Below are 24,592 nucleotides of genomic sequence, written 5' to 3'. Positions count from 1 at the left end.
TTTTAAAAGTCCAGGTAGTAAATATAGCCTACATTCAACCACACGATGGAGTCGTCATATTTGTTGGGCGGGTAAAACTGCTGATCAGGATTTAAGCCATCAACCCAATTTGAAAAATAGCGGTGATAGCGCAACTCGAGGTTAATATCACTCAGGACATTTAATTTGTAGCGAATTCCCACACTGCTGGTTATCGCCCAGGTATTACCGGGACTGTCGTCAATACCGCCTAATTCACCATCTCCTACCAGAAATGGATTAAAATAAATATCCTCCGGTAGTGCGCCGGGCGCGTCCAGGCTTGATTCATACTTTGCCTGATAGCCTACATAATGGGCTCCTAAAGAGATGTAAGGTGCCACCTTATAAGCTCCGGCTTGAAAATCCCGTATGCTTAAAGGGAAATATTCAAGCTGCATACCCAGTTCAAAAACCAGTGAGCTTCCGGTGTGGGAACGTAGTTGCAAACCACCTAAAGTTTGCTTTTCAGATTCAAAACCTTCGTGGGTGAGTTTAGTATAATGCAAATCGGCTTCAGAACGAAGCTTAAAGTGATCGTTGAAATATAAGTCTCTGGAATAGCAATTACAATCGGCGCGGTAGGCGAAGTTCATATAATGCACAATGCCCACACCTATACCCTGATTATTAATGTTGGTGTCGTAATTATTACGCAATCCAAAATCAGACTGAAAAAGTAGAGGGCCTGCGATGATTCCCACCTCATTCGAAAAGCCAAGCTGCGCTCTGCTGGAGAATGGCAGTAAAAGCCAGAGAGTCAATACCGCAGCTATAATTTTGGTATTCATTGAGTTTAGGGAAATATTCGTTCACAAATATAGTAAAACTGGCAATTTAACCTAAAATTGTGCTGCTTGTCTAGGATTTTATTTGAAATTTAATAAAAACTAATTTTCGATATTAAGAATATCTAAAAACATGAAGGTCATTTTTGATGATATCATATATTTGTGCAGAATAAGAGCCTTAAAAATTATAAATTCTAAAAAAACTTAAAAATGACAGATAGCATAAAAAAGTTTGTCGACTCTGTTGAAAAGGCAAATCCTAATGAACCCGAATTTATTCAGGCGGTTCAGGAGGTCGCAGAGACGGTTATTCCATTTATAGAAAACAATCCCAAATATCAGGGCAAGAAACTTTTAGAACGTATGGTTGAGCCAGAACGTGCTATTCTGTTTAGGGTTCCCTGGGTAGATGATAATGGCGAAACACAGGTTAATAAAGGATATCGCATAGAGTTCAACTCGGCGATAGGTCCCTACAAAGGTGGTTTGCGTTTTCATCCTTCGGTAAACCTGAGTATTTTAAAGTTTTTAGGTTTTGAACAGGTTTTTAAAAACAGCCTTACTTCGTTGCCTATGGGCGGAGGTAAAGGAGGTTCAGACTTCAATCCCAGAGGGAAGAGCGATGCAGAAGTAATGCGTTTTTGCCAAAGCTTTATGACGGAATTGTATCGTCACATTGGCCCTAATACCGATGTACCTGCGGGTGATATAGGTGTTGGTGGTCGTGAGATTGGCTATATGTTTGGTCAGTACAAGCGCATTCGCAATGAATTTACCGGCGTTTTAACCGGAAAAGGACTGTCGTATGGCGGTTCTAAAATTCGTCCGGAAGCAACCGGTTACGGTAACGTATACTTCACCAAGTATATGTTGAATAATATCGGTGAAAAGATTTCCGGAAAAACCATCGTGATTTCAGGATCGGGTAACGTGGCGCAATATGCTGCCGAAAAAGCAACCCAGCTTGATGCTAAAGTGGTGACCCTTTCTGATTCAGATGGATTTATCTATGACGAAGCCGGAATTGATAAAGAAAAACTGGCTTTCATCATGGAAATCAAAAACGAGCGCCGCGGTCGTATCAAAGAATATTTAGATAAATATCCGGATGCAGAATATCACGAGGGCAAAGCACCCTGGGGTATTAAATGCGACATCGCACTACCTTGTGCCACTCAAAATGAGTTGGATAAGGAAGATGCAGAACTTCTGGTTAAAAACGGAGTGATGAGCGTTGGAGAAGGGGCAAATATGCCTTGTACTCCCGAAGCTATTGAGGTCTTTCTTAAAGCTAAAATTTTGTTTTCTCCAGGTAAAGCTTCTAATGCAGGTGGAGTGGCAACTTCAGGTCTTGAGATGTCTCAAAACAGCATTCGTTACAACTGGTCTGCTGAGGAAGTTGATAAAAAACTTCACGAGATTATGTACGATATCCACAAATCTTGTGTGGAGTATGGCAAGCAGGAAGACGGCTTTGTTGACTATGTAAAAGGAGCAAATATTGCCGGTTTCGTTAAAGTAGCAGATGCTATGCTGGCACAGGGAATCGTTTAAGCGAACTCTTGATAATAAATCAAATAGCCCCGGGAAAATCTCCCGGGGTTTTTTTATGTCAGAAATTGTACTTTTAGCTTACTTCAAAACCGGTTATGAAACCTAAATTGCTCACATTTCTTTGTTTGGTACTGGTTACTATGACCAGAGCTCAGGATTATTCAGATTCCTGGACCGGCTACTTTTCCTATAGTTCGATCACCGCGGTGACTCAGGGTGGTGAGCGGGTTTTTGCTGCGGCTCAAAACTCGGTTTTCAGCTACGATCTTAACGCCGATGAAATCACAACCTATTCACCCATTCAGGGGCTTACGGGCGAGCAGATAAGCGCCTTGCATTATTCGGAGGCGCAGGATATTCTCTTTGTAGGTTATGCTTCGGGGCTTCTGGATCTGGTTCTCCCTGACGGAAATGTACGAACGCTCGTCGCCATACGTGATAAACCGGTAATCCTTCCGCAGGAGAAAATCATCAATGGCTTTCAGGAATTTGAAAACACACTCTACATAGCAAGCGGTTTTGGTATTTCCTTATTTGATTTGCAGCGTCTGGAATTTGACGACTCCTATTTTATAGGTCCTAACGGGTCTCGTATTCCCATTGCGCAAACCGTCATTTTTGATGGATTTATATATGCCGCCTCGCCTACCGCCGGTTTACAACGCGCAAATGCGACAAATGCAAACCTGATTGATTTTCGCAATTGGGAGCGTCTCGATGCCGGGGGTTGGCTGGGTATACAGGTGCTGGGCGAAAAGCTGGTGGGGGTAAAAACAGACCGAAGCCTTCAGGAATTTGACGATACCGGTTTTGCAACCCTTGAAACGCTTCCGGCAGTTCCGGTTGATTTTCAAAGTAACGGCACTCATCTAAGTATTAGCCTTGCTGATGGTATTTTGGTCTACGATCAAAATGGAGTGCGAAGTGCGACCATTCCGCTGTTTTCTGAATTTCCTGGGCTTTATACTTCGGGACTTTTTAGCGACGGTCAGGTTTATGCCGGGACTTCGCAAAGCGGAATGTTGCTTGTTCCATCAAATGCTTCCGCTCCTTTACAAATTTTGCCGGACGGTCCTCTGCGCAATGATCCCTTCAGTATTGAAGCAGCACCGGGTCAGCTCTGGGTGGTTTATGGGGATTATTCGGCAAATTATAATCCCTTTCCCTTAAAACAGCGCGGCGCATCGCATTTAACTTTAGAAGATGGCTGGCAAAATATCCCGTATGGCGAACTTTTGGGCGCTAATAATTTGACTAACATCACCTACAATCCGGAAGACTTTTCGCAGGTATTTTTAAGTTCGTACAATCAGGGTTTGCTTGAAGTGATCGAAGAAGTAGCGGTAAAAATCTATGATGAAACTAATACCGGGCTGAGTGATATTCCGGTAAACCCAACCGATGTGCGTATCAACGGCGCGGCTTTTGACCGGGAAGGAACGCTGTGGATGACTAACAGTCAGGTTGAAAATGCCCTGGCACGAAAAACCGGAGACCAGATTCAGGGTTTCTCTATTGCAGAGCTGATCCCCGATTTCCCAATGGTTGAAGGCTACACCGAACTCGTAATAGGCAGGCAGCAAAACGTGTATTTTGGCTCTTCAAACAGCGGTCTCATTGCTTATGATCCTGATGCCAATCGGTTTGCGCGTTTGGATGCCGAGCGTTCAAATTTGCCTTCAAATGCGGTGCAGGCGCTTGCGGTTGATGCTAACGGAAGTCTTTGGATAGGTACCGCTCAGGGCTTACGGGTGCTGTTTTCACCGGCACAAATCTTTGAAAATCCCGATTTGCAGGCACGACCTATAATTATAGAAGAGAATGGTGTGGCGGTCGAGCTGCTCAACGATCAGGTTATTCGTTCTATAGCGGTTGATGGCAATAACAACAAGTGGGTGGGAACCATTTCCAGCGGTGTGTTTTACTTCAGTGCCAACGGTCAGGAAACCTTACTACAGTTTAATACTTCAAACTCTCCGCTTCCGTCTGATAATATTCAGGACATCACGATAGATGACGAAAGTGGCGAAGTCTATTTTGCCACTCCGCTGGGACTGGTTTCCTATTCCGGTTTTGCAGTGGCTCCTAATGAAACCCTCGAGGAAGCCCGGGTTTTTCCTAATCCGGTAAGGCCGCAGTTTACCGGGCAGGTAACTGTAGACGGTTTAACCGAACGCGCCAATGTAAAGATTACCGATCTCAACGGCAATCTGGTGCACGAAGCCGTTTCTGAGGGTGGAAGTATTCAGTGGGATACGACGGTTTTTGGAGGCAACAGAGTAGCTTCAGGAGTGTACTTTATTTTGATAACCGCGGAAGATGCGGTGGAGACGAAAGTGGTTAAACTTATGATTATACGCTGATGCTGGTAACGACAAAGGCATTGGTAATTTCGGCTTTAAAATACGGCGAGGCAGATCTAATCGTACGCTGTTTTACCGAAGAGGCAGGCCTTAAAAGCTACCTTTTAAGACGTATTCTAAAATCGAAAAAAGGAAAACTGCGTACTGCGATGTTTCAACCCGGTATGCAACTGGAACTGGTGGCGATGCATAAAGACAAAGGGACTTTAGAAAGCATACGCGATGCAAAAGTGACTCACGCCTATACCAGTTTGCATACCGATATTTTTAAATCAAGCATCGTGTTGTTTCTCTCCGAAATGCTGCGCAATTCCATTCAGGAAGAAGAAACAAACCGTCCGCTCTATGCGTTTTTAGAGCACGCCTTCTTATGGCTCGATCTGCACGGGCATTCGGCTAATTTTCATTTGTTGTTTTTGCTTGAATTGACCAGGTACCTCGGTTTTTACCCCGACACTTCTACCACCGAATACGAATACTTCAATCTCGAGACCGGAATTTTTGAAACTACAGAAAGCCGCTACAGCATTTCCGAAGAAAATTTAGACACCCTCAAAGTCTTATTGGGTACAAATTTTGATGAACTATCTGAGATTAAACTTAACCAAAAACGAAGAACGAGCTTTGTAAATATGCTGCTGGCGTATTATGAATTACATTTGCACGGCTTTAGAAAACCAAAGTCTTTGGCGGTTTTAAGCAGCTTGTTCAACTAAAAATCCAGTATGCGGATTCTTTTTATTCTCCTTTTTTTTATCAATTTCAGCTCCGGTATTTTTGCCCAGCAAATACGCATTTTTGATCTTCAAACCGGCGAACCTATTGAAAATGCAAGCCTTTACAACACAGAAAAGACTCATTCCGCAATTTCTAACGCAACGGGGCTCGTAGATGTTTCTGCATTTACCAATGGGGAAACCATTTTTATCTCCCACGTATCGCATTTACTTAAAAAAACCACAAAAGCGGCCCTTATTGCCGCCGGGAATAAGGTGTATCTCGCTGACGACGAAAACCTGCTGAACGAGGTGGTGCTTTCGGTATCTAAATTTGAGCAAAAAGAACGCGAAGTCGCTCAGAAAATCATTTCGCTTGACGCTGAAGACGTAGAGCTTAAAAATCCCCAGACTGCAGCCGATTTGTTAGACCAAAGCGGGCAGGTGTTTGTTCAAAAAAGTCAGTTGGGTGGCGGCAGCCCAATGATTCGGGGTTTTTCAACCAATCGCCTGCTGATTACAGTAGACGGAGTGCGGATGAATACGGCAATTTTTCGCAGCGGAAACCTTCAGAATGTAATCAATATAGATCCGTTTACGGCAGATCAAACCGAAGTCATTCTGGGTCCGGGCTCAGTAATTTACGGGAGTGATGCGGTAGGCGGGGTGATGAATTTTTATACCAAAAGACCCGCGTTTTCTTTTGAAGAAGCGACCAGTTTCAGCGGGCAGGCATTAACGCGTTATGCCACGGCAAACAACGAAAAAACGGGTCACGTTGAGATCAATATCGGCCGAAAGAAATGGGCTTTTTTAAGCAGCATCAGTTATTCTGATTTTGACGATTTGCGCATGGGCAGGCACGGGCCTGATGATTACCTGAGACCGGAATATGTGGTTACCCGAAATGGTGTGGATGAAGTCGTTGAAAATAAAAATCCCCTGGTGCAGGTGCCCACCGGTTTTGACTTGCTAAACCTCACTCAAAAAGTGCGTTTTATGCCTAATGCGGTTTGGGATTTCAATCTGGGACTGCATTACAGCACGACCTCAGACTATGCGCGTTACGACCGCCTTACCCGTAAGCGCGATGGTCAATTGCGTGCAGCCGAGTGGTATTATGGACCACAAACCTGGTTTATGGGGAATTTTCAGATTGACAAAAAAGGAAATGGTGATTTTTACGATGAAGCCAGATTGAATGCCGCCATCCAGTATTTTGAAGAAAGCCGAAATGATCGCGATTTCGGTAAAACCGATTTATTTACCACGCAGGAGCAGGTAAATGCCTATTCGCTAAGTGCCGATTTTACTAAAAAATTACGGGAACACCGCCTGTTTTACGGTTTAGAATATGTTTTAAACAGAATCGGTTCGTACGGCAAGCAGACCGATATTTTTAGCGGAGCAGAAACGCCTACGGCTACCAGGTATCCTGATGATTCGAGTTGGCAGTCGCTTGCCGCTTACGTGAGCGGCCAGTTCGATTTAGCAGAGGCGCTTACACTGCAAACCGGACTGCGCTACAATCAGATTTTGGTAAATGCTACCTTTAACGATGCGTTTTATAATTTTCCGTTTGAGGAAACCGATTTGAATTTTGGGAATGTCACGGGCTCAGCAGGCTTAAACTGGCAAACCAATGAAACCCTGAATTTACGCCTCAATCTGGGCACTGCTTTTCGCGCACCCAATATTGACGATATTGGGAAAATATTTGACAGCGAGCCGGGTTCTGTTGTCGTGCCCAATCCCGATTTAAAAGCCGAATATGCCTACAATGCCGAAGTTGGTGCCGGTTTACGTCTGGGCGAAAAATTGCGTTTAGACTTTGCAACCTATTACACCAGACTGAATAATGCGCTGGTTCGTCGTGATTTTAGCCTGAATGGCGAAACCACTATTGACTATCAGGGGGAGCCCAGCACGGTGCAAGCCATACAAAATGCGGCAAGTGCAGAAGTTTACGGTCTGGAAGCAGGTTTGGAATATCTGTTTACCAAAAATCTGAAACTTACCTCACAAATTACTATTACCGAGGGTAGTCAGGAAGAAGACGATGGCAGCGAGGCTCCTTTGCGTCACGCTGCGCCTACATTTGGCAACACCCACCTCATTTACCGCATGAAGCGCTGGAAGTTTGATGCTTCTGCCGTTTACAACGGGCAATTTGATTTTAACGAACTCGCCCCGTCTCAGGTATGCAATGCCTATTTGTACGCGCTTGACGCTAATGGCAACCCCTATTCGCCGCGCTGGTACACGCTTAATCTGTACAGCGAATACCAGATTGCCAAAAACTGGAAGGCCACCGCCGCTTTAGAAAATATAACCGACCAGCGCTATCGCCCGTATTCTTCAGGAATCTCAGCCCCGGGAAGGAATTTTATTGTGGCGTTGAAGTATGGTTTTTAGGGATCGTTTAGATTTCGCTAGTTAATTTTGATAAATGAAAAGTCAGTCTAGCGCTTAAGGCTTTTTGAATATTGCTCTTATTTTGTTTAAATTTTTTTTATCGGAAGGATATGTCTAGGTTTAATAAAGGAAATAGATAACCTTTCACTTAAAACCAACAGTTCATTTTTTGACTTTTAAATTAAAGAAAAGCAACACCTGTTAAAGATTAACATTGCAGAATTTTTTTGCGAATTGTGTCAATCTTTAAAACGTTTAAGTTTAAACAAGGATTTACTAATAGAGCACTTTCATAGTTTATCTTTAAGGTTAAGCTATAAACATTTTTGAATATTTGCATAGAGAGTATTCAAAAGTCTAAAATTAATATTCAGGGATCAAAAGACTTTAGAATAGTCATAGCTAGGAATTTTTATTCAAGAAAAGAGAATTTTGTTGATTCAGATTTTTGAATACTCGTTTAAGTTAACCAACTAATTATTTTTAGGTATGCGGGGTGGTACCTTGAGTGAATTTTATAAGCCAATCATTTAAAAACCCTGTTTAACTTACACTTGTCTAAAACTTTAACAACGCTCCATTCTTTATTTAGAGTGGGTTTTTCTAAATTACAATTGTACTAATACTTGTCTTGTTGAATTTCTATAACTGGATCATCTTTTTATTATTTTTTAATGTTGCTTTTGGTTTAGCTCAAAAATCTTCATTGGAAAGCACCTATTACGAACTTTTTGATTCGAATATAGGTCCTGATAACACCAATCTTTATAAAGGATCCGTATACACTTCAAAGTACAGGAGTATTAATGAATTTACTCCAAGGCTTTATTTTGATTACATTGATGGGTCAATACTTTATGATGGTCAATGGTATTTCAGAGTGTCAATCAATTATAATGTTTATGACGATCTCATTTTGATGCGCCTGCCGATGGCTTCCAGAAATGTTTTAGTACAGCCATTGCAACAGCAAGTTGAATGTTTTAGCATGGAGGATAGATTTTTTGTACATATTGACTGGGAAGAATTAAAGGGTTTTTACGAGCAGCTTCTTCAATTTGAAAATTTTGATTTAGGCCTTTATAGAAAACTTAGAAAAAATCGCTACAAAAAAAATAATAGAGTACACGAGTATTCAGAATTCTACGATCGAGAACCTATTTATTACATTAAATACGATGGAAAATATTACGATCTGAAAAGTTATAAAATTCTAAAGCGACTTTTTCCACAGCTAAGCGAGGTCATTGTTCAAGGGCATAAAGAAAATCGAAATTTGTCGAAAATAGATGTTGCAGCTTATTATTCTCGACTCCTACAAATCATTTATAAAAATATTTCGATAAACTCATAAATGAAGAAACTTCTATCTTTTTTATTCTATATCTTTTTTCTGCAAGTACTGGAAGCGCAAACGACAACAGAAACGATATATGTGACATCGAAAGAAAAGTCTCTAATTGATATTTTTGAATTTATTGAATCACAAGTAGATGTTTCTTTTTTTTATGCAGATTCTTGGATAGAAGGTGTGACTGTAACCGGAGATTTTGAAGGAACTCTGTCTAATGTGCTTTCCGGTCTTTTGGAGGATACACCCCTAAATTTTTTCATAACTCAGAACAGGAGGGTCATAATAACCAAAAACAATTTAATATATAGTTCCCTGCCAGAAGGTTTTTTTTCAAAACCACAAGATAGTATTCAAGTTTTAGCATTGGAACAATCTCAAGAAGACCCATTTTTTTATGATCGTCAAAAAATAGAGCAGACACGATTTGTTAATACCGTTCGTATCGGCAAAGAAGTTCTTGGTCGTGCAAAGCAGTCGTACACTATTTCTGGGATAGCAATTAATCAGGATAGTGGTAACCCCCTTCAGGATCTCTCTATTTCTGTTGAAGATCTTGGTATTGGCACGAGTACTGATGAGAACGGGTATTATGAAATAACCCTACCGCCCGGAGAGCATACTCTTAAGTCAAGTTTATTGGACATGCAGACTCTAGTACAAAAAGTAATTGTATATAGTGGAGGTGAATTGAATTTAAGCCTGAGTGAAAATTACCAGCTACTTGGGGAGGTATTGCTTAATACTGGTGCTAATGCCAATGTAGAGGATGCAACAGCAGGCTCAGAAAAGTATAATGTAGAAGAAAATAAAAATATTCCTTTGGTGCTGGGCGAAAGAGATGTACTTAAGATAGCCGCTACGCTACCTGGAATTTCCACAGTTGGTGAAAGTGCCTCGGGCTACAATGTTCGGGGAAGCCGAAGCGACCAGAATCTGTTTTTATTGGATGGTGGCGTAATCTATAACCCTTCTCATTTCTTTGGTATTTTTTCTGCGCTTAATCCCTTTACTACGGAAAGCGTTGAGATTTTTAAGGGTCATATGCCAGCTCGATTTGGGGGGCGATTGGCATCAGTTTTCGATATTGAATCAAAAACACCTAGTAAATCAGATTTTAACGGGGAAGCTTCTATTGGGCCAGTTACGAGTAGTTTAATGTTGCAGATTCCGGTGGTGAAAGTAAAATCTGGATTAATGATTGGGGGTCGGGTCACATATTCTGATTACATTCTTCGGGCACTGGATGAGGAATCGCTGGATAACAGCAGCGCTTCTTTCTATGATATTTTTCTCAGGTATGACCACAAAATAGGACAATATGGAAGGTTTAAGGCTTCTGCCTATACAAGCCAAGATCGTTTTAGCATTAATTCTGATTCTGTTTATGGGTACCAAAATATAATGGCTAACGCCAGTTATGATTTTCGTTTGAGTGAAAAAAGTCGAGGCCATGCACTTATAAGTCACAGTAGGTACAGTTTTGAAATTGACTATGATTCTCAGAATCAAAACGCTTTTGCACAGGATTATGCTATAGCCGAAAGTGCTTTACGTTTTGATCTCGTCTCAAAACTTAATGAACGACATAATTTACGTTACGGTCTTAATACAAAACTATATTCTATAAATCCAGGAACCTTAGATCCATTAAATGAAAGTAACCTACAACCGATTACACTTGATAACAAAAAAGGGCTTGAGTCGGCCATTTATTTTTCTGATGAATTTGAAATTAATGAAAAGTTACTGGTGGAGGCAGGTTTGCGTTTAAGTATGTTTAATCTTGTAGGTCCTACAAAGCAGCGTGTTTATGAAGAAGGCCTTCCCAAAAGCGATGAGACCGTTTCCGATGTGATAGAATATAATAGTGGAGAGTTTGCTCAGGCCTATGGAGGACCTGAGTTGCGCATTTCTTCAAGATATCTGTTGAGTCGTAGCTTTTCTGTAAAAGCGAGCTACAACAATACTCTACAGTATATACATACTCTTTCAAATAACACTGCTGCATCGCCAATTGACATTTATACTTTATCAGATAGCAACATAGAACCGCAGCGATCTCAGCAAGTTTCTTTAGGATTTTACAAAAACTTTGATGCGCCTTTACTTGAGTTAAGCTTTGAAGGTTACTACAAAACCTCTACGAATCTAATCGATTTTAAAACAGGAGCCTCTTTGTTCTTTAATGAATTTATAGAAACCGAAGCCTTGCAGGGAAATGGCAGATCTTATGGTGTTGAATTTCTTATAAGAAAGGAAGCCGGGGATTTTAATGGCTATCTTAGTTATACTTATTCCCGATCCCTGCAGCAATTTGACAGTCCCTATGGAGAGAATCGAATTAATGAAGGAGAATATTTTCCAACCAATTATGACAAGCCTCACGATGTAAGTTTAATAGCAAACTATAGGTTAACTAAACGTTTTAGCTTTTCTGGGAACATAGTATATCAAACTGGTAGACCCGTAACTTTCCCTATTGGGAAATACATCTATAATAATGCAGAATACGTGGTTTATAGCGATCGTAATCAATTCAGGATTCCAGATTATTACCGTCTTGACCTTGGTGTTAATATAGAAGGGAATCATAAGAAAAATAAGTTGGGGCACAGCTTTGTAAATATTTCAGTATATAATGTACTTGGACGAAATAACCCTTATGCCGTTTATTTTGTGACTGACGCTGGTGAAGTAAAAGCTTATCAGAGCTCTATATTTTCAGTACCGGTACCAACGATAACCTATAATTTTAAATTTTAATACGGGAAGATGAGAATGAAAAATTTAAAGTGTTTACTGTGTGCTTTTGCTCTTTTCATTTTGGGATGTATAGAAGAGATCCCTTTAGAGGCAGAAACTTCTCAAGGTATTTTGGTTGTAGAGGCCCTCATCAGTAATGAGTTAATAAGACAGAAAGTAAAATTAACGCGTTATTTTACTTTAGAACAGAGCATTCCGGAGTTTGAAGAAAATGCCAATGTAAGTGTTGTTGGCGATGATGGCAGTAGCTTTATCTTTAGTGAAGTTTCCGAAGGTAACTATTTATCCAATAGTCCTTTTGCAGCTCAACCCGGAGTAAAGTATATGCTTGAAATTATAACACAGGATGGTCAGAATTATCGTTCTGAAGAAGAACAGATTATTGGGACCTCAGAGATCGATAATGTGGATGCTAAACGAACACAAAATAGAGAAGGGGAGACTGGTGTGCTCATTACTGTTAATGGTCAGAGTTCGGCAGAAAATGGTTTTTATTTATATCAATATACCGAGACTTATAAAATAATTTCACCAAATCAGGTCAATGAGGATCTTACGTATACAAAAATTGACAATTCCACCTATGTTTTTGAATTGGTTCCTAAACAAAAAGAGGAGAAAATATGTTATAACACCAACATGGGTAACAGTATACTTGTAGCTTCTACCGAGGAGCTTCAGGACAAAAAGGTTCGGGATTTTGAAGTACGCTTTCTAAGTCAAGGAAACCCAAATATTGCTCATCGGTACAGTATCAACGTGAGTCAATATGTAGTGAGCAATGCAACTTTTCGGTTTTATTCCACCCTAAAAGAGCTTAGCCAATCTTCTAATGTATTCGTGCAAAATCAACCGGGATTTTTAGAGGGCAATTTATACGAAGTTGGAAGTCGAGATAATAAGGTTATAGGCTTTTTTAGTGTTGTCAGTTTAGCAGAAAAGCGTATTTTTTTTGACTATCAGGACTTTTTTCCTAGTGAAGAGGATGAAAAGATAAGGGGTAGTTTTGCTGGAAATTGTGATCCTACTCGCCCGTTATCAGATGAGCTGGGAACACTACTTGAACGCGGGTCTGTAAAGTTTTTAGAATATATGATAATACCAGAACCTGATCATCCTGAAGGAGGAGGTGTCTACAGAGTAGTGCCTACGAGGTGCATGGATTGTACCGTTCACGGCACCAACATCAAACCAGATTTTTGGATAGAATGAGATTATATATAAATCTTAGCGTATTGTTACAACTCTCAATGACTTTCGTGAGTTCAGTAGTTTGGAGTCAAGAGAAAATTGATTACAACAAGCTTCAGTCAGAAGAAGTCAATTTGCAGACTAATGGGGCTGTTTTTCTTTCAGGTGAAACGGTCTACATAAGCGCATTTTCGTTTTTAGGATCCTCTTCGCGTCCCTCACCGCTTAGTAAAATTTTATATGTGACTTTGGTTGATGATGCCGGTGAGGAGGTGAATTTTCAGAAGATAGCTATGAATAAAGGCAGAGGGAACGGGGATCTTTTTTTGGGTACCAGTTTAAAAACCGGACATTACAAACTAATCGCGTACACTCGATGGATGCTTAATTTTGGTAAGCAGCACTTTTTTGAAAAAGATTTAATTCTCATAAATCCATATCGTACGCGTGAAGCAGATAAACCATATTCTGACTATCCAGAATATCTTGAAAATATTTCCTTTCAGGAAATGACTTCACCCTATCTGTCTGTTGCCTTGGACAAAAGTATTCTCAAGCCTCGCCAGCCCTTAAACATTGAACTGAAGACTCAAGGTAAAGATGCGTTGAGTGGAAGCTATGCACTTTCTGTAAGAAAGATAGACAGTTTAGACTTTGTAAAAATGCAATCTTCAGTAGAGCTAAAATGGAATTTTAATCAGAATTTAAATACCGATAGTCTTTTGGCGCCAGAATTGAGGGGAGCTTTGGTTTCGGGTAAATTGAATTTCCCGGTAAACAACGAAGGAAAGGAGAACAGGACGGTGGTACTTTCTTTTGTAGATGTAGATAGGACACCAGAATTTGCATTGACCGATGATGAAGGTAGATTTACCTGGGTTTTGGAGGAATTACCAACCAGCCGTCAGACCATGGGGGTAGCAATAGGGGTGGAAAATGTTTGTGATTTTGAAATTTTTGAAGATCCCAGACCGGAGTATTCAGATTTGACTTTTAAACGTATAGGTATTGACCGTGACCTTAAAAATCTTATCGAGAGGCGTAGTGTAGCTAATCAAATAGAAAATGCCTATTACCAATTTAAGCCCGATACAATAATTGAAACTCCAAAAATAAGGCCTTTTTACATTGATGCTGGAAAGACGTTCATACTAGGTAATTTCACTCGTTTTAATACATTAAAAGAAACCTTTACGGAGATAATACAGGGTGGGGCTGTACGTATAAGGAATGGGGAGCCGGTTTTCAAAGTAGAAACCAGCAATTTTATACAAGGAAATGAAGAGTATCCTACATTACTTCTAGTTGATGGTATTCTTGTAACCAATCACAAATTTCTATATAACTATCCTTCAAAGAATATTGAGCGCATCACAGTTGTGCCAGAAGAATACTATCTCGGTCCTCAGCGATTTTCTGGTATATTAGATATTCATTCCTTTGATGCAGACTTTAAAAGACAATATCTTTTGCAAGCCTCAGAGGCCCTGTCAATAAATCCGGTGGCGCTGCAAAAGAAATACTTTAATCAGCAATACGGGGGTACGGACACAGAATCGCTATCCAAAATTCCTGATTATCGCTATCAACTTTTATGGAAGCCCTTAGTCTCCCTACAAAATGACGAGGCATCCTTTAATTGCTATACCTCTGATGTAACAGGAATTTTTGAAGTGGTAGTGTCGGGTTTTACAGGATCTGGACAGCCCGTATTTGTTAAATCATTTTTTGAAGTAACCAATTAATTTCTAATTGACAATCTTGTGTTAAAAGTAATTAATGCAAAATATTTTGACATTTCGCTATCTATCGAACCTAAAGAAGTCTTTAAAATATTGGTTAGGTCTTTTATTAGTAGACAAAAACGCACCGAAGCTGAGATGTATTTGAGAGCATAAAGCAAGTGTCGCATTCCTGTAGTAAGTCCTATCTTATAAAGTATCCTACATTACAAATGATGCAGCCTGATATATTTTTTAGCTAATTTTTGATTTGAATAAATTGTCACTTTATATGTACAACCCTACTATTTAAAAGTGTTCAAGTTTGGAAAGGCTTTAACCACCTGTTTTCTAACCAAAATTCCCTAATTTTGCACACTTATTAGAAAACGCAGATCATGAGCACAAAGTTTCCTGAATATAAAGGACTTGACCTCCCTAAAGTAGCCGAAGAAATCCTGAGCTACTGGCAGGAGAACCACATCTTTGAAAAGAGTATCTCAACCCGCGAAGGTAATGAGCCGTATATCTTTTTTGAAGGTCCGCCTTCAGCAAACGGGATGCCCGGTATTCACCACGTGATGGCGCGTGCGATTAAAGATATTTTCTGCCGTTTTCAAACCCAAAAAGGCAAGCAGGTAAAACGTAAGGCCGGTTGGGATACCCACGGACTTCCGGTAGAGCTGGGTGTTGAGAAAGAACTCGGCATCACCAAAGAAGACATTGGCAAGAAAATAAGCGTTTCCGAATACAACGAAGCCTGTAAAAACGCAGTAATGCGCTACACCGATGTGTGGAACAACCTCACCGAGCAGATGGGCTATTGGGTAGATATGGAAGATCCCTACATCACCTACAAACCCAAGTATATGGAAACGGTGTGGTGGCTGCTTAAAAACATTTACGACAAAGGCCTTATTTACAAAGGCTACACCATACAACCCTACTCTCCTAAAGCCGGTACCGGCTTAAGTTCGCACGAACTCAACCAGCCCGGCACCTATCAGGATGTGACCGATACTACGGTAACGGCGCAATTCCGTTTTGTGGAAGATGAGACTTACGAAAAGTCTCCAATTGGAATTGCAATGAAAAACTCCTCCCCTTCAGGGGGAGGCTGGGTGGGGGCTCTGGCCTGGACGACCACTCCCTGGACCCTGCCTTCAAACACGGCTTTGACTGTTGGTAAGAAAATAGACTACGTTTTAGTCAAAACCTTCAACCAGTATACGTTTGAGCCTATTCACGTAGTTCTGGCTAAGGCTTTGGTTGGCAAACAATTTTCTAAAAAATTCTTTGTTGCCGAAAGTGAAGAAGATTTTACCAATTTCAGCGAAAAAGATAAAAAGATACCCTATCAAGTCGTGGCCGAATGTAAAGGAAGCGAACTGCTGGAGTTGCGTTACGAGCCGGTAATTGATTATGTGCAGCCGCACGACAATCCGCAGGATGCATTTCGGGTGATTGCCGGAGACTTTGTAACTACCGAAGACGGTACCGGTATCGTGCATACCTCACCAACCTTTGGTGCAGATGATGCGCTGGTTGCCAAGCAGGCTGAACCGCCCGTACCTCCTATGTTGGTTAAAGATGAAAACGGTAATCTGGTACCGCTTGTTGACTTGCAAGGGCGTTTTCGTCCTGAGTTGAAGGAGTTTGGTGGCAAATATGTTAAAAACGAGTACTACGATGAAGGCGAAGCTCCCGAAAAGAGCGTTGATGTCGAAATCGCGATCAAGCTGAAGGAAGAAAACAAAGCTTTTAAGGTGGAGAAGTACGTACACAGTTATCCCAACTGCTGGCGTACCGATAAACCTATTTTATATTATCCGTTAGATTCCTGGTTTATCAAAGTGACTGATGTGCGTGATCGTATGCACGAACTCAACCTGGGCATTAACTGGAAACCAAAAGCCACAGGAGAAGGTCGTTTTGGCAACTGGCTGGCTAATGCCAACGACTGGAACTTATCGCGCTCAAGGTATTGGGGAATTCCGTTGCCTATTTGGAGAACCGAGGATGGCAAAGAGGAAATTATCATTGGTTCGGTTGCCGAACTAAAAGAAAAAATCACCGAATCCGTAAAAGCTGGTGTGATGGACAGCGACCCGTTTGCAGATTTTGTGCCGGGCGATATGAGCGATGCCAATTATGATTTGATTGACCTGCATAAAAATGTTGTGGATGAAATCAAATTGGTTTCGCAAAGCGGAAAACCTATGCGTCGCGAGGCAGATTTGATTGATGTGTGGTTTGACAGCGGAAGCATGCCGTATGCACAGTGGCATTATCCGTTTGAAAACAAAGAGAAGGTTGAAGAAACCTGGCGCAAGGCTGATTTTATCGCAGAAGGCGTTGACCAGACCCGCGGCTGGTTCTACACCCTGCACGCCATCGCCACGATGACGTTTGACGATGTGGCGTATAAAAATGTGGTTTCAAACGGACTCGTACTGGACAAAAACGGACAAAAAATGTCGAAGCGCTTGGGTAATGCGGTAGATCCGTTTACCACGCTAAATACCTTTGGTCCTGATGCGACCCGCTGGTACATGATCAGCAACGCAAACCCCTGGGATAACCTCAAGTTTGATTTACACGGAATAACTGAGGTGCAGCGCAAATTCTTCGGTACGCTCTACAATACCTATTCGTTCTTTGCGCTTTATGCCAATCTGGATCAATTCAGCTTTGCTGAAAAAGAAATCGACTGGAACGAAAGACCGGAAATTGACCGCTGGATCCTTTCGGAACTCAATACGCTTATCGCTGAGGTTGACGCGTTTTATGCCGATTATGAGCCTACCAAAGCAACCCGTGCCATTTCAGACTTTGTACAGGAAAACCTGAGTAACTGGTTTGTGCGCCTAAGCCGTCGCCGTTATTGGAAAGGCGATTATGCTCACGATAAAATTTCGGCATATCAAACCTTATACAACTGCCTGATCACGGTTGCAAAACTGGGTGCTCCGGTAGCTCCGTTTTATATGGATCGTTTGTATAAAGACCTAAATGGTCTTACCGGGCGTGAAGCTTCAGAAAGTGTGCACCTGGCTGATTTTCCGGTGAGTGATGCGTCGCAAATAGACCGCAGTCTGGAGCGTAAAATGCAAAAAGCACAGACGATTTCGTCCTTGACGCTTTCGCTTCGCGCAAAAGAAAAAATAAAAGTAAGACAACCGCTGCAACGTATTATGATACCGGTGCTTGATGAAGGGCAGCGTGCAGAAATACTTTCGGTACAGGATTTGATTAAATCTGAGGTAAATGTGAAGCAAATTGAGCTGATTGACGATGCTTCAGGTATCCTGGTAAAGAATATTAAACCCAATTTTAAGGTTCTGGGACCTCGGTTTGGAAAAGACATGAAGCTGGTAGCAAATGCTATTACTGCAATGAGTGCCGCTGATATCTCAAAGCTTGAAAATGAGGGTAAAATCGAGGTGCAGATTAATGGAAAAAGTGTTACTTTGGCGCCCGAAGATGTGGAAATCACCTCTCAGGATATTGAAGGTTGGCTGGTTGCAAGCAGTGGTGGATTAACCGTTGCCCTTGATGTAACCCTAACCGAAGAATTGAAGAATGAGGGCATTGCCCGCGAACTGGTTAACCGTATTCAAAACCTGCGAAAAGACAGTGGTTTTGAGGTTACAGACAAGATTGAAGTACAATTACAGCGTGACGGAAAGGTCGAGAAAGCCGTTAACGAGAATTTAGACTATATAAAAATGGAAACGCTCACCGCAAAACTCGACGTTGCAGAGCAGGTTACTAACGGAATAGCCATTGCTTTTGATGATGTAGAAACAATATTGGCTATTAAAAAACAGTAAACAATTATGGCGGCAGACATTAAAGAACGTTACAGCGATGCCGAACTTGAAGAGTTCAGAGTGTTGATTCAACAAAAGATTGATAAGGCCCAAAAAGATCTTGACCTTATTAAGAGTGCTTATATGAATGACGGTAATAACGGTACAGATGATACCTCACCTACATTTAAAGCTTTTGAAGAAGGTAGCGAGACTATGAGTAAAGAAGCAAACTCTGCTTTGGCCATCCGTCAGGAGAAATTTATACGCGATCTTAAAAACGCATTGACGCGTATTCAAAACAAGACTTACGGAATTTGCCGCGTAACCGGTAAACTTATCAATAAAGAACGTCTAAAGTTAGTACCTCACGCTACCTTGAGTATCGAGGCCAAGAATATGCAGAAATAATATGCTGTACAGGCTTAAAACAAAACGCTTCAGATTGTTCTGGAGCGTTTTTTGTTAGATTAAAGCGCTATGCGATTTAAAGGAATTTTTTGGGTATTCATTTTTCTGCAAAGCCTTAGCGGTTTTGCTCAGAAACGTATGCTCAATACGCTCGATTCCCAGGCTGTTAAAGGTGTTTTTATAGATTCTGATCAGGTTTTTGAGGTGTTTGTCAGGGCTGTTGAGGGTTCCGGGTTTAGCGTAAATGCCGAAGTTGAAGGTGAAACTTTTGAAACGCTTAAACTAGATACCACAGTAGAAAACGGATTATGGCATATTGAAACCGGGCGTACCTTTGGGTTTAAAAATATAGACGACAAGCTGGCTGCTCACAAAGTGCTTTCGGTGGTGTTGTATATTGAAATGCCGCAGGATAAGGAAGTCTGGGTAGATTCAGACCTGGCTTCGGTACAGTTGACGGGTGCTTTTGATCAAATCAATCTTAATTTATCCGGAGGAGGTTGTATACTGAATAATTTTCGCGGAAGCGGAATTGTCAATACGCTGCGCGGAAGCATCACAGCAGCAGTGAGCGATACCCGTGTGCTGGCCGAAAGCCGCAACGGTATTGTAAAAACTAAAGAAACCAGTGCCGGAAGCCATCTGCTTAGCCTGAAAACCATTGGCGGCGATATAAGCGTAAGTCAATCTGAATAATTTGAGTATTTTTACCCGCCTTTACCACTTCAGCAACTCAGCTGAAACGCGGTCGGGGTATTAAAAATTAAAGAGCCTGTGATCTCAAATCCGGGTTTAGCTATTAAAAAAAGCACATGTCATTAAAAAAAGCTATAGGGATTATCGTCCTGATCCTGCTGGTAGACCAAATCAGTAAACTGTATATCAAAACCCATTTTCAATTAGATGAAAAGATCGTGGTTTTTAGCTGGTTTGAAATATTGTTTGTAGAAAATGAAGGTATGGCCTGGGGAGCTAAAATCCCGGGTAATTATGGTAAAATCATCCTTACTCTTTTCAGAATAGGAATCCTGCCGCTTATAGGCTACTGGTTGTATGATAGCGTAAAGAAGGGGGCTTCCAGAATCTTAATCACCGGGATCGCGCTCATATTTGCAGGAGCTTTCGGGAATATTATAGACTCGGTATTTTATGGGGTAATTTTCGACAGCAGCGCGGGTCAGTTGGCAACCTTTTTACCCGAAGAGGGTGGCTATGCACCCGTTCTTTATGGTAAGGTTGTTGATATGCTCTATTTCCCGATGTGGGAGGGTTACCTGCCTGAGTGGCTGCCCATCTGGGGAGGTAAGTTTTTCAGATTTTTTAACGCGGTTTTTAATGTTGCCGATATGGCTATAAGCACCGGTGTTGGCTTGCTTTTAGTATTTAATAAGCGTGCTTTTGCTAAAGATAAGCACGAAGAGGAGGAGGCTACAGCATAATGATAAACTTGGTGCCATAACCCGGCTTGCTGGTGACGTCAATTTTTCCGCCTAAGGCTTCAACTTCATTCTTCACAATAAACAATCCTACATTCTGACTGGTGTCTGAATTGCTGGTCTCGCTGGATGACATTTGAAAAATCTTATCTGTATTGCCTTGCAAATCATAACCTTTGCCGTTGTCTTCTATAATTAAAGACAATTTCTTTTTATTTTCGAGGCAATAGGCCTTGATTTCGGGTTTGCGATCCGGACTTTTATTTACGATTCCGTTTTTAATAAGCGTACAGAATATATTATGCAAAAACTCAGGATTGTACCTGATAATCGGGGTCTCTGAGAAATCGGAATACAGGTAGGCTTCCTCCAGTTCTATAAGTGGTCTCAGTTCTTCCCGGGCTTTTTCAAAAGCTTCCTCCAGACTTACGGATACCAGCGGATCTGAAGCTTTATTTTGAATGGAAACTACTTCTTTAAGTCTTGAAACCGTTCGGTTAAGGCTGGCTGCGATCTCTTTATAATTAACAAATAATTCTTTCTGATCTTGCGGAAGCTTATTGGTATCAACTAACTGGCTGGTAAGTTCCAGATTGTTTACGTGCGATTTGATGTTGTGCGACACATAATTGGCAAAAGTAAACAGACGCGAATTGTTGGCCTCTACAACCTCATTGGCTTTTTGAAGCATGAGTTCACGCTCTTTCTTCTCATTGATGTTAATCACAATCCCTTTAATCCCGATTACGCGACCTCTGGAGTTTACAATGGGTTTGGCAATACAATGGGCCCAGAAAGCTTTATTGGTATAAGTAACCATCTTTAAAACCCCGTCAAAGTCAGCCCCGCCTTCTCCCAGCTCCTGAAAGGTTTTGATCACGAGGCTGTGATACTCCATGTCAAAGAAGTGCAGCGCATGTCTTAAGGAAGGTCTGTAGTTTTCGGGCGTTTCCAGTATGGCCTGAAGTTCTTTATCGAAATAGGTTTTCTTTTCGGTAAAATTAATATTCCATCCCCCGGCCTGGGTAACTTTTGCTATCTGCTCGTAATAAAAGCTGTCTGCTTTTGCATCTGGAGATTGAATCGCAGACCTCGAGAAAATCGAAAGGAAACCGTTGTTAGACATGCTTTGGTTAGTTAAATAAGGTTGAAGATAACAAAAATAGCGTTGATCTGTTAAAATCGAAAGGTTTTAGAAGGCGTGATACAATGGCTTAGCTTTATATCGTCAGAGTTATGCGGAATTGCTTTTTCAGCATCAAAATAACTGAGGCCTATTTTCAAAATATCGGGACGGCAGTCAGCCAGAAAGCGATCGTAAAAGCCCTTGCCGTATCCCAAACGATTACCGCTCTCATCGTAAGCCAGAAGAGGTATAAAAACAACATCCAGTTGTTTGGGATCTATTTGTATTCCGTTTTGAGGCTCCGGTATTCCCCATTCATTAGGTTTTATGACCAGATTATCGGTTAGCAGGTAATGTGTCATCCTTAGTTCTTCAAAATCGCTTTTGGATAAGACTACATTTTTGTCTTTTCCGCTTAAGATGTTTAGAATATACTCGGTGTTGATTTCTCCCAGCTTCACGATAGGCAGAAAAATATGGTAAAATTCGTGCTGCCAGATATCAAGCGAAAGCAACCTGTTTGCGATTTGTAAACTGGCTTCCTCCCGTTCTTCAGAAGTAAGTTGTTTTCGCAATTCCTTATATTTTTTTCGGTATTCGGCCTTACTCGTCATCTTTTACCAATGCTGTTGATAGGTGAAAGATGGCATCACCCTGATAGACCAGGGAGGCTTCATTGGTATTGATGATATAGCCGTCGTTTGGCGCTTTGACCTTGTGCCTGAAACTTCCGTAAGGGTCTGTAATGGTTGCTATAACTTCGTTTTTTTCCACAAAATCCCCGCAGGTAATCTTGAGATGCAGCAGGCCGCTGTATTTGGCCCGCAGCCAGGTGCTGGATTTAATAGTTACCACCTTGCCGGAAATTTCGGGTGCGATATGATCTTTATCGAGCATTTTAAAGTGATTTAAAATGCGCATCACTCCATGCACTCCTGCCCGGGCAATGTCTTTATCGCTTATTTGAGACTTTCCGCCCTCAAAAAGAAGAATAGGGATATTCATCTTCTCACAGGTTGATCGGTACGATTTTGTTATATTTTTAGAATAGACCACAAACGGAGCGCCAAAAATATCAGCATACCTGAGCAGCTCTTCTTTTTCGGGATCTACCCGAATCTGGGCTACATTAAAACGGCTCCCGCCCCCGGTATGAAAGTCGAGGCAGAAATCAGCGATGGGCAATATTTTATTTGTAAACTGGTAGGCAAAGCGGCTGGCCAGAGAACCGTTACGCGTTCCGGGAAATACCCGGTTGAGGTCCCGCCCATCGGGAAATGCCCGGTCCATATTGAGAAACCCAAAAACATTGATGACCGGAATGCACACGATAGTACCGCGTGCGGGTTTGTTTATTTTCTTCGAAATAACCTGGCGTACGATTTCTACTCCGTTGATTTCATCACCATGAATTCCGGCAGTAATCAGGATGCAGGGTCCCGGTTTTTTAGACCGCTGAATGATTATAGGTACCTCAACAGAGGTGGTTGTATAGAGTTTGGCCAGATTAAAATTGAGCGTACGTTTTGCGCCGGGCGGAATTTTTTCGCCCAAAATGTGCAACACGTTTTTCTCATCAAATCCCATCATAGGCTATACTCCGCGTTCGATGTAACGAATGACACTTTTGGCAATATCCTTACCGGTGGCTTTTTCAATACCTTCAAGTCCGGGTGAAGAATTTACTTCCAGAATAAGGGGTCCGCGCGCACTTTGAAGCATATCAACTCCGGCAACACCCAGCCCCATAGCTTTGGCGGCCTTAATCGCTGCGTTTTCCTCGTCGTCTGTAAGCTGAATCACTTCTGCTGTACCCCCGCGGTGCAAATTAGAACGGAACTCGCCTTCTTTACCCTGGCGTTTCATTGCGCCCACAACCTGACCGTCAATAATAAATGCGCGTATATCTGCACCTCCGGCTTCCTTTATAAACTCCTGAACAATCACCCGGGCCTGTAAGCCGTTAAAAGCTTCGATAACAGACTCGGCGGCGTTTTTAGTTTCTGCTAAAACCACACCCAGTCCCTGAGTACCTTCGAGCAATTTAATGATAAGCGGAGCACCACCTACATGGTCTATGATTTCGGCCACATCGCGGCTGTAGTTGGTGAATACGGTTTTGGGAAGACCCAATCGCGCACGGGAAAGGATTTGCAAACTGCGCAATTTATCACGGCTGCGTACCAATGCCTGAGATTCGGTTGTGGTAAAACAACCCATCATTTCAAACTGGCGTACCACAGCAGTACCGTAATAGGTGATAGATGCACCTATACGGGGTACAATGGCGTCTGTTTCTGACAAATAACGTCCCTTATAATACACCGAAGGTTTTTTCTTCTCGATGATCAAATCGCATTTAAGCGGGTCTATTACCTCAACGTTATGTTTGCGCTTCTTTGCAGCCTCGACCAGTCGGGCTGTAGAATATAATCCAGAGTTTCTGGAAAGGATTTTTATGTTCATAGTTGTTTTTGTGAGTAGGAAACATCGGTAAGCTCGGTGTCTACTACAAATTTTTTGGTCAGAAATTTACGACCTATCAAAACCGGAAAACGCATGTCTTCACGGGAGCTCAGTGTGAGCGAGATCTTGTGGACTTTATTGAAAAGCCTGATGTTGCTTTGTACCACATACCGGTATTGAATCTCGCCGTTACTGCTTTTTACAGCCGTAATGTCATAGGCTTCAAAGCGCATTTCTTTTCCGTTATACTCCGGGTGCTTGGGATCCAGAAAGGTGCAGCACAAAACATTGTCTTCTTCACGTATGTGATTGCAGTGTATAGAAGAGGTATAGGCACCGGTATCTATTTTAATATCGATATCTGATAATCCCAGCGCGGGGAAATCTGCCTGATCGGTACGACCTATAACCTTCTTTTCCATGGCTTGCAAAATACGAAAAGCATGTTTGATTTA

18 protein-coding genes are annotated in these 24,592 nt (G+C 41.7%); 12 read left to right on the top strand and 6 right to left on the bottom strand.

Annotated features, from left to right (window positions below; genetic code table 11):
- Positions 1–2: 2 nt before the first annotated feature.
- Entirely contained in the window at positions 3–809 is an 807-nt protein-coding gene (locus LLW17_RS03620) for a THC0290_0291 family protein (RefSeq protein WP_228228902.1), read from the bottom strand.
- A 210-nt stretch (positions 810–1,019) separates the two neighbouring features.
- On the opposite strand from LLW17_RS03620, the gene gdhA reads away from it, so the two are divergent.
- The 12 genes from gdhA (at position 1,020) to LLW17_RS03560 (ending at position 20,548) form a co-directional block, all read left to right on the top strand.
- Positions 1,020–2,363: an NADP-specific glutamate dehydrogenase gene (gdhA, locus tag LLW17_RS03615; RefSeq protein WP_228228901.1), complete on the top strand. Its 1,344-nt coding sequence runs from the start codon at positions 1,020–1,022 to the stop codon at positions 2,361–2,363.
- Between the two features lie 95 nt (positions 2,364–2,458).
- Complete coding sequence (porZ, locus tag LLW17_RS03610; RefSeq protein WP_228228900.1) at positions 2,459–4,726, top strand: type IX secretion system anionic LPS delivery protein PorZ; 2,268 nt, start codon at positions 2,459–2,461, stop codon at positions 4,724–4,726.
- A complete protein-coding gene (recO, locus tag LLW17_RS03605; protein ID WP_228228899.1) occupies positions 4,726–5,442 on the top strand; it encodes a DNA repair protein RecO in 717 nt (238 codons plus the stop codon). The genes porZ and recO overlap by 1 nt, the downstream gene beginning before the upstream one ends.
- A 9-nt stretch (positions 5,443–5,451) precedes the next feature.
- Positions 5,452–7,857, top strand: a complete 2,406-nt coding sequence (locus LLW17_RS03600; protein ID WP_228228898.1) for a TonB-dependent receptor — start codon at positions 5,452–5,454, stop codon at positions 7,855–7,857.
- Between the two features lie 634 nt (positions 7,858–8,491).
- Complete coding sequence (locus tag LLW17_RS03595; RefSeq protein ID WP_228228897.1) at positions 8,492–9,211, top strand: hypothetical protein; 720 nt, start codon at positions 8,492–8,494, stop codon at positions 9,209–9,211.
- Positions 9,212–11,974: a TonB-dependent receptor gene (locus LLW17_RS03590; RefSeq protein ID WP_228228896.1), complete on the top strand. Its 2,763-nt coding sequence runs from the start codon at positions 9,212–9,214 to the stop codon at positions 11,972–11,974.
- Positions 11,975–11,989: 15 nt separating this feature from the next.
- A complete protein-coding gene (locus tag LLW17_RS03585; RefSeq protein WP_228228895.1) occupies positions 11,990–13,186 on the top strand; it encodes a DUF4249 family protein in 1,197 nt (398 codons plus the stop codon).
- Positions 13,183–14,910, top strand: a complete 1,728-nt coding sequence (locus LLW17_RS03580; protein ID WP_228228894.1) for a hypothetical protein — start codon at positions 13,183–13,185, stop codon at positions 14,908–14,910. The genes LLW17_RS03585 and LLW17_RS03580 overlap by 4 nt, the downstream gene beginning before the upstream one ends.
- A gap of 374 nt (positions 14,911–15,284) precedes the next feature.
- Positions 15,285–18,719 (top strand): isoleucine--tRNA ligase, encoded by a 3,435-nt coding sequence (ileS, locus tag LLW17_RS03575; protein ID WP_228228893.1) that lies wholly within the window; start codon positions 15,285–15,287, stop codon positions 18,717–18,719.
- Positions 18,720–18,725: 6 nt separating this feature from the next.
- On the top strand, positions 18,726–19,109 hold the full coding sequence (locus LLW17_RS03570) for a TraR/DksA family transcriptional regulator (RefSeq protein WP_099645546.1): 384 nt from the start codon (positions 18,726–18,728) through the stop codon (positions 19,107–19,109).
- A gap of 69 nt (positions 19,110–19,178) precedes the next feature.
- Complete coding sequence (locus tag LLW17_RS03565) at positions 19,179–19,805, top strand: hypothetical protein (protein ID WP_228228892.1); 627 nt, start codon at positions 19,179–19,181, stop codon at positions 19,803–19,805.
- 116 nt (positions 19,806–19,921) lie between these two features.
- Positions 19,922–20,548, top strand: a complete 627-nt coding sequence (locus LLW17_RS03560; protein WP_228228891.1) for a lipoprotein signal peptidase — start codon at positions 19,922–19,924, stop codon at positions 20,546–20,548.
- On the opposite strand, the gene LLW17_RS03555 is transcribed toward LLW17_RS03560, so the two are convergent.
- Genes LLW17_RS03555 through LLW17_RS03535 form a run of 5 tightly spaced genes read right to left on the bottom strand, consistent with a single transcriptional unit; the run spans position 20,538 to position 24,559 of the window.
- Positions 20,538–21,671: an ATP-binding protein gene (locus tag LLW17_RS03555; RefSeq protein ID WP_228228890.1), complete on the bottom strand. Its 1,134-nt coding sequence runs from the start codon at positions 21,669–21,671 to the stop codon at positions 20,538–20,540. The two genes, LLW17_RS03560 and LLW17_RS03555, sit on opposite strands and share 11 nt — an antisense overlap.
- Positions 21,672–21,721: 50 nt before the next feature.
- Entirely contained in the window at positions 21,722–22,285 is a 564-nt protein-coding gene (locus LLW17_RS03550) for a 5-formyltetrahydrofolate cyclo-ligase (protein WP_228228889.1), read from the bottom strand.
- Positions 22,275–23,261 (bottom strand): succinylglutamate desuccinylase/aspartoacylase family protein, encoded by a 987-nt coding sequence (locus tag LLW17_RS03545; RefSeq protein ID WP_228228888.1) that lies wholly within the window; start codon positions 23,259–23,261, stop codon positions 22,275–22,277. Before LLW17_RS03545 ends, LLW17_RS03550 begins: the two co-directional genes overlap by 11 nt.
- A gap of 3 nt (positions 23,262–23,264) precedes the next feature.
- Positions 23,265–24,137: a 30S ribosomal protein S6--L-glutamate ligase gene (gene rimK, locus LLW17_RS03540; protein ID WP_228228887.1), complete on the bottom strand. Its 873-nt coding sequence runs from the start codon at positions 24,135–24,137 to the stop codon at positions 23,265–23,267.
- Positions 24,134–24,559: an ATP-dependent zinc protease family protein gene (locus tag LLW17_RS03535; RefSeq protein ID WP_228228886.1), complete on the bottom strand. Its 426-nt coding sequence runs from the start codon at positions 24,557–24,559 to the stop codon at positions 24,134–24,136. Before LLW17_RS03535 ends, rimK begins: the two co-directional genes overlap by 4 nt.
- Positions 24,560–24,592 lie beyond the last annotated feature (33 nt).

The sequence above is a fragment of the Leeuwenhoekiella parthenopeia genome (assembly GCF_020782115.1).
Classification (GTDB): domain Bacteria; phylum Bacteroidota; class Bacteroidia; order Flavobacteriales; family Flavobacteriaceae; genus Leeuwenhoekiella; species Leeuwenhoekiella parthenopeia.
This window is presented reverse-complemented; position numbering and strand designations above follow the sequence as displayed.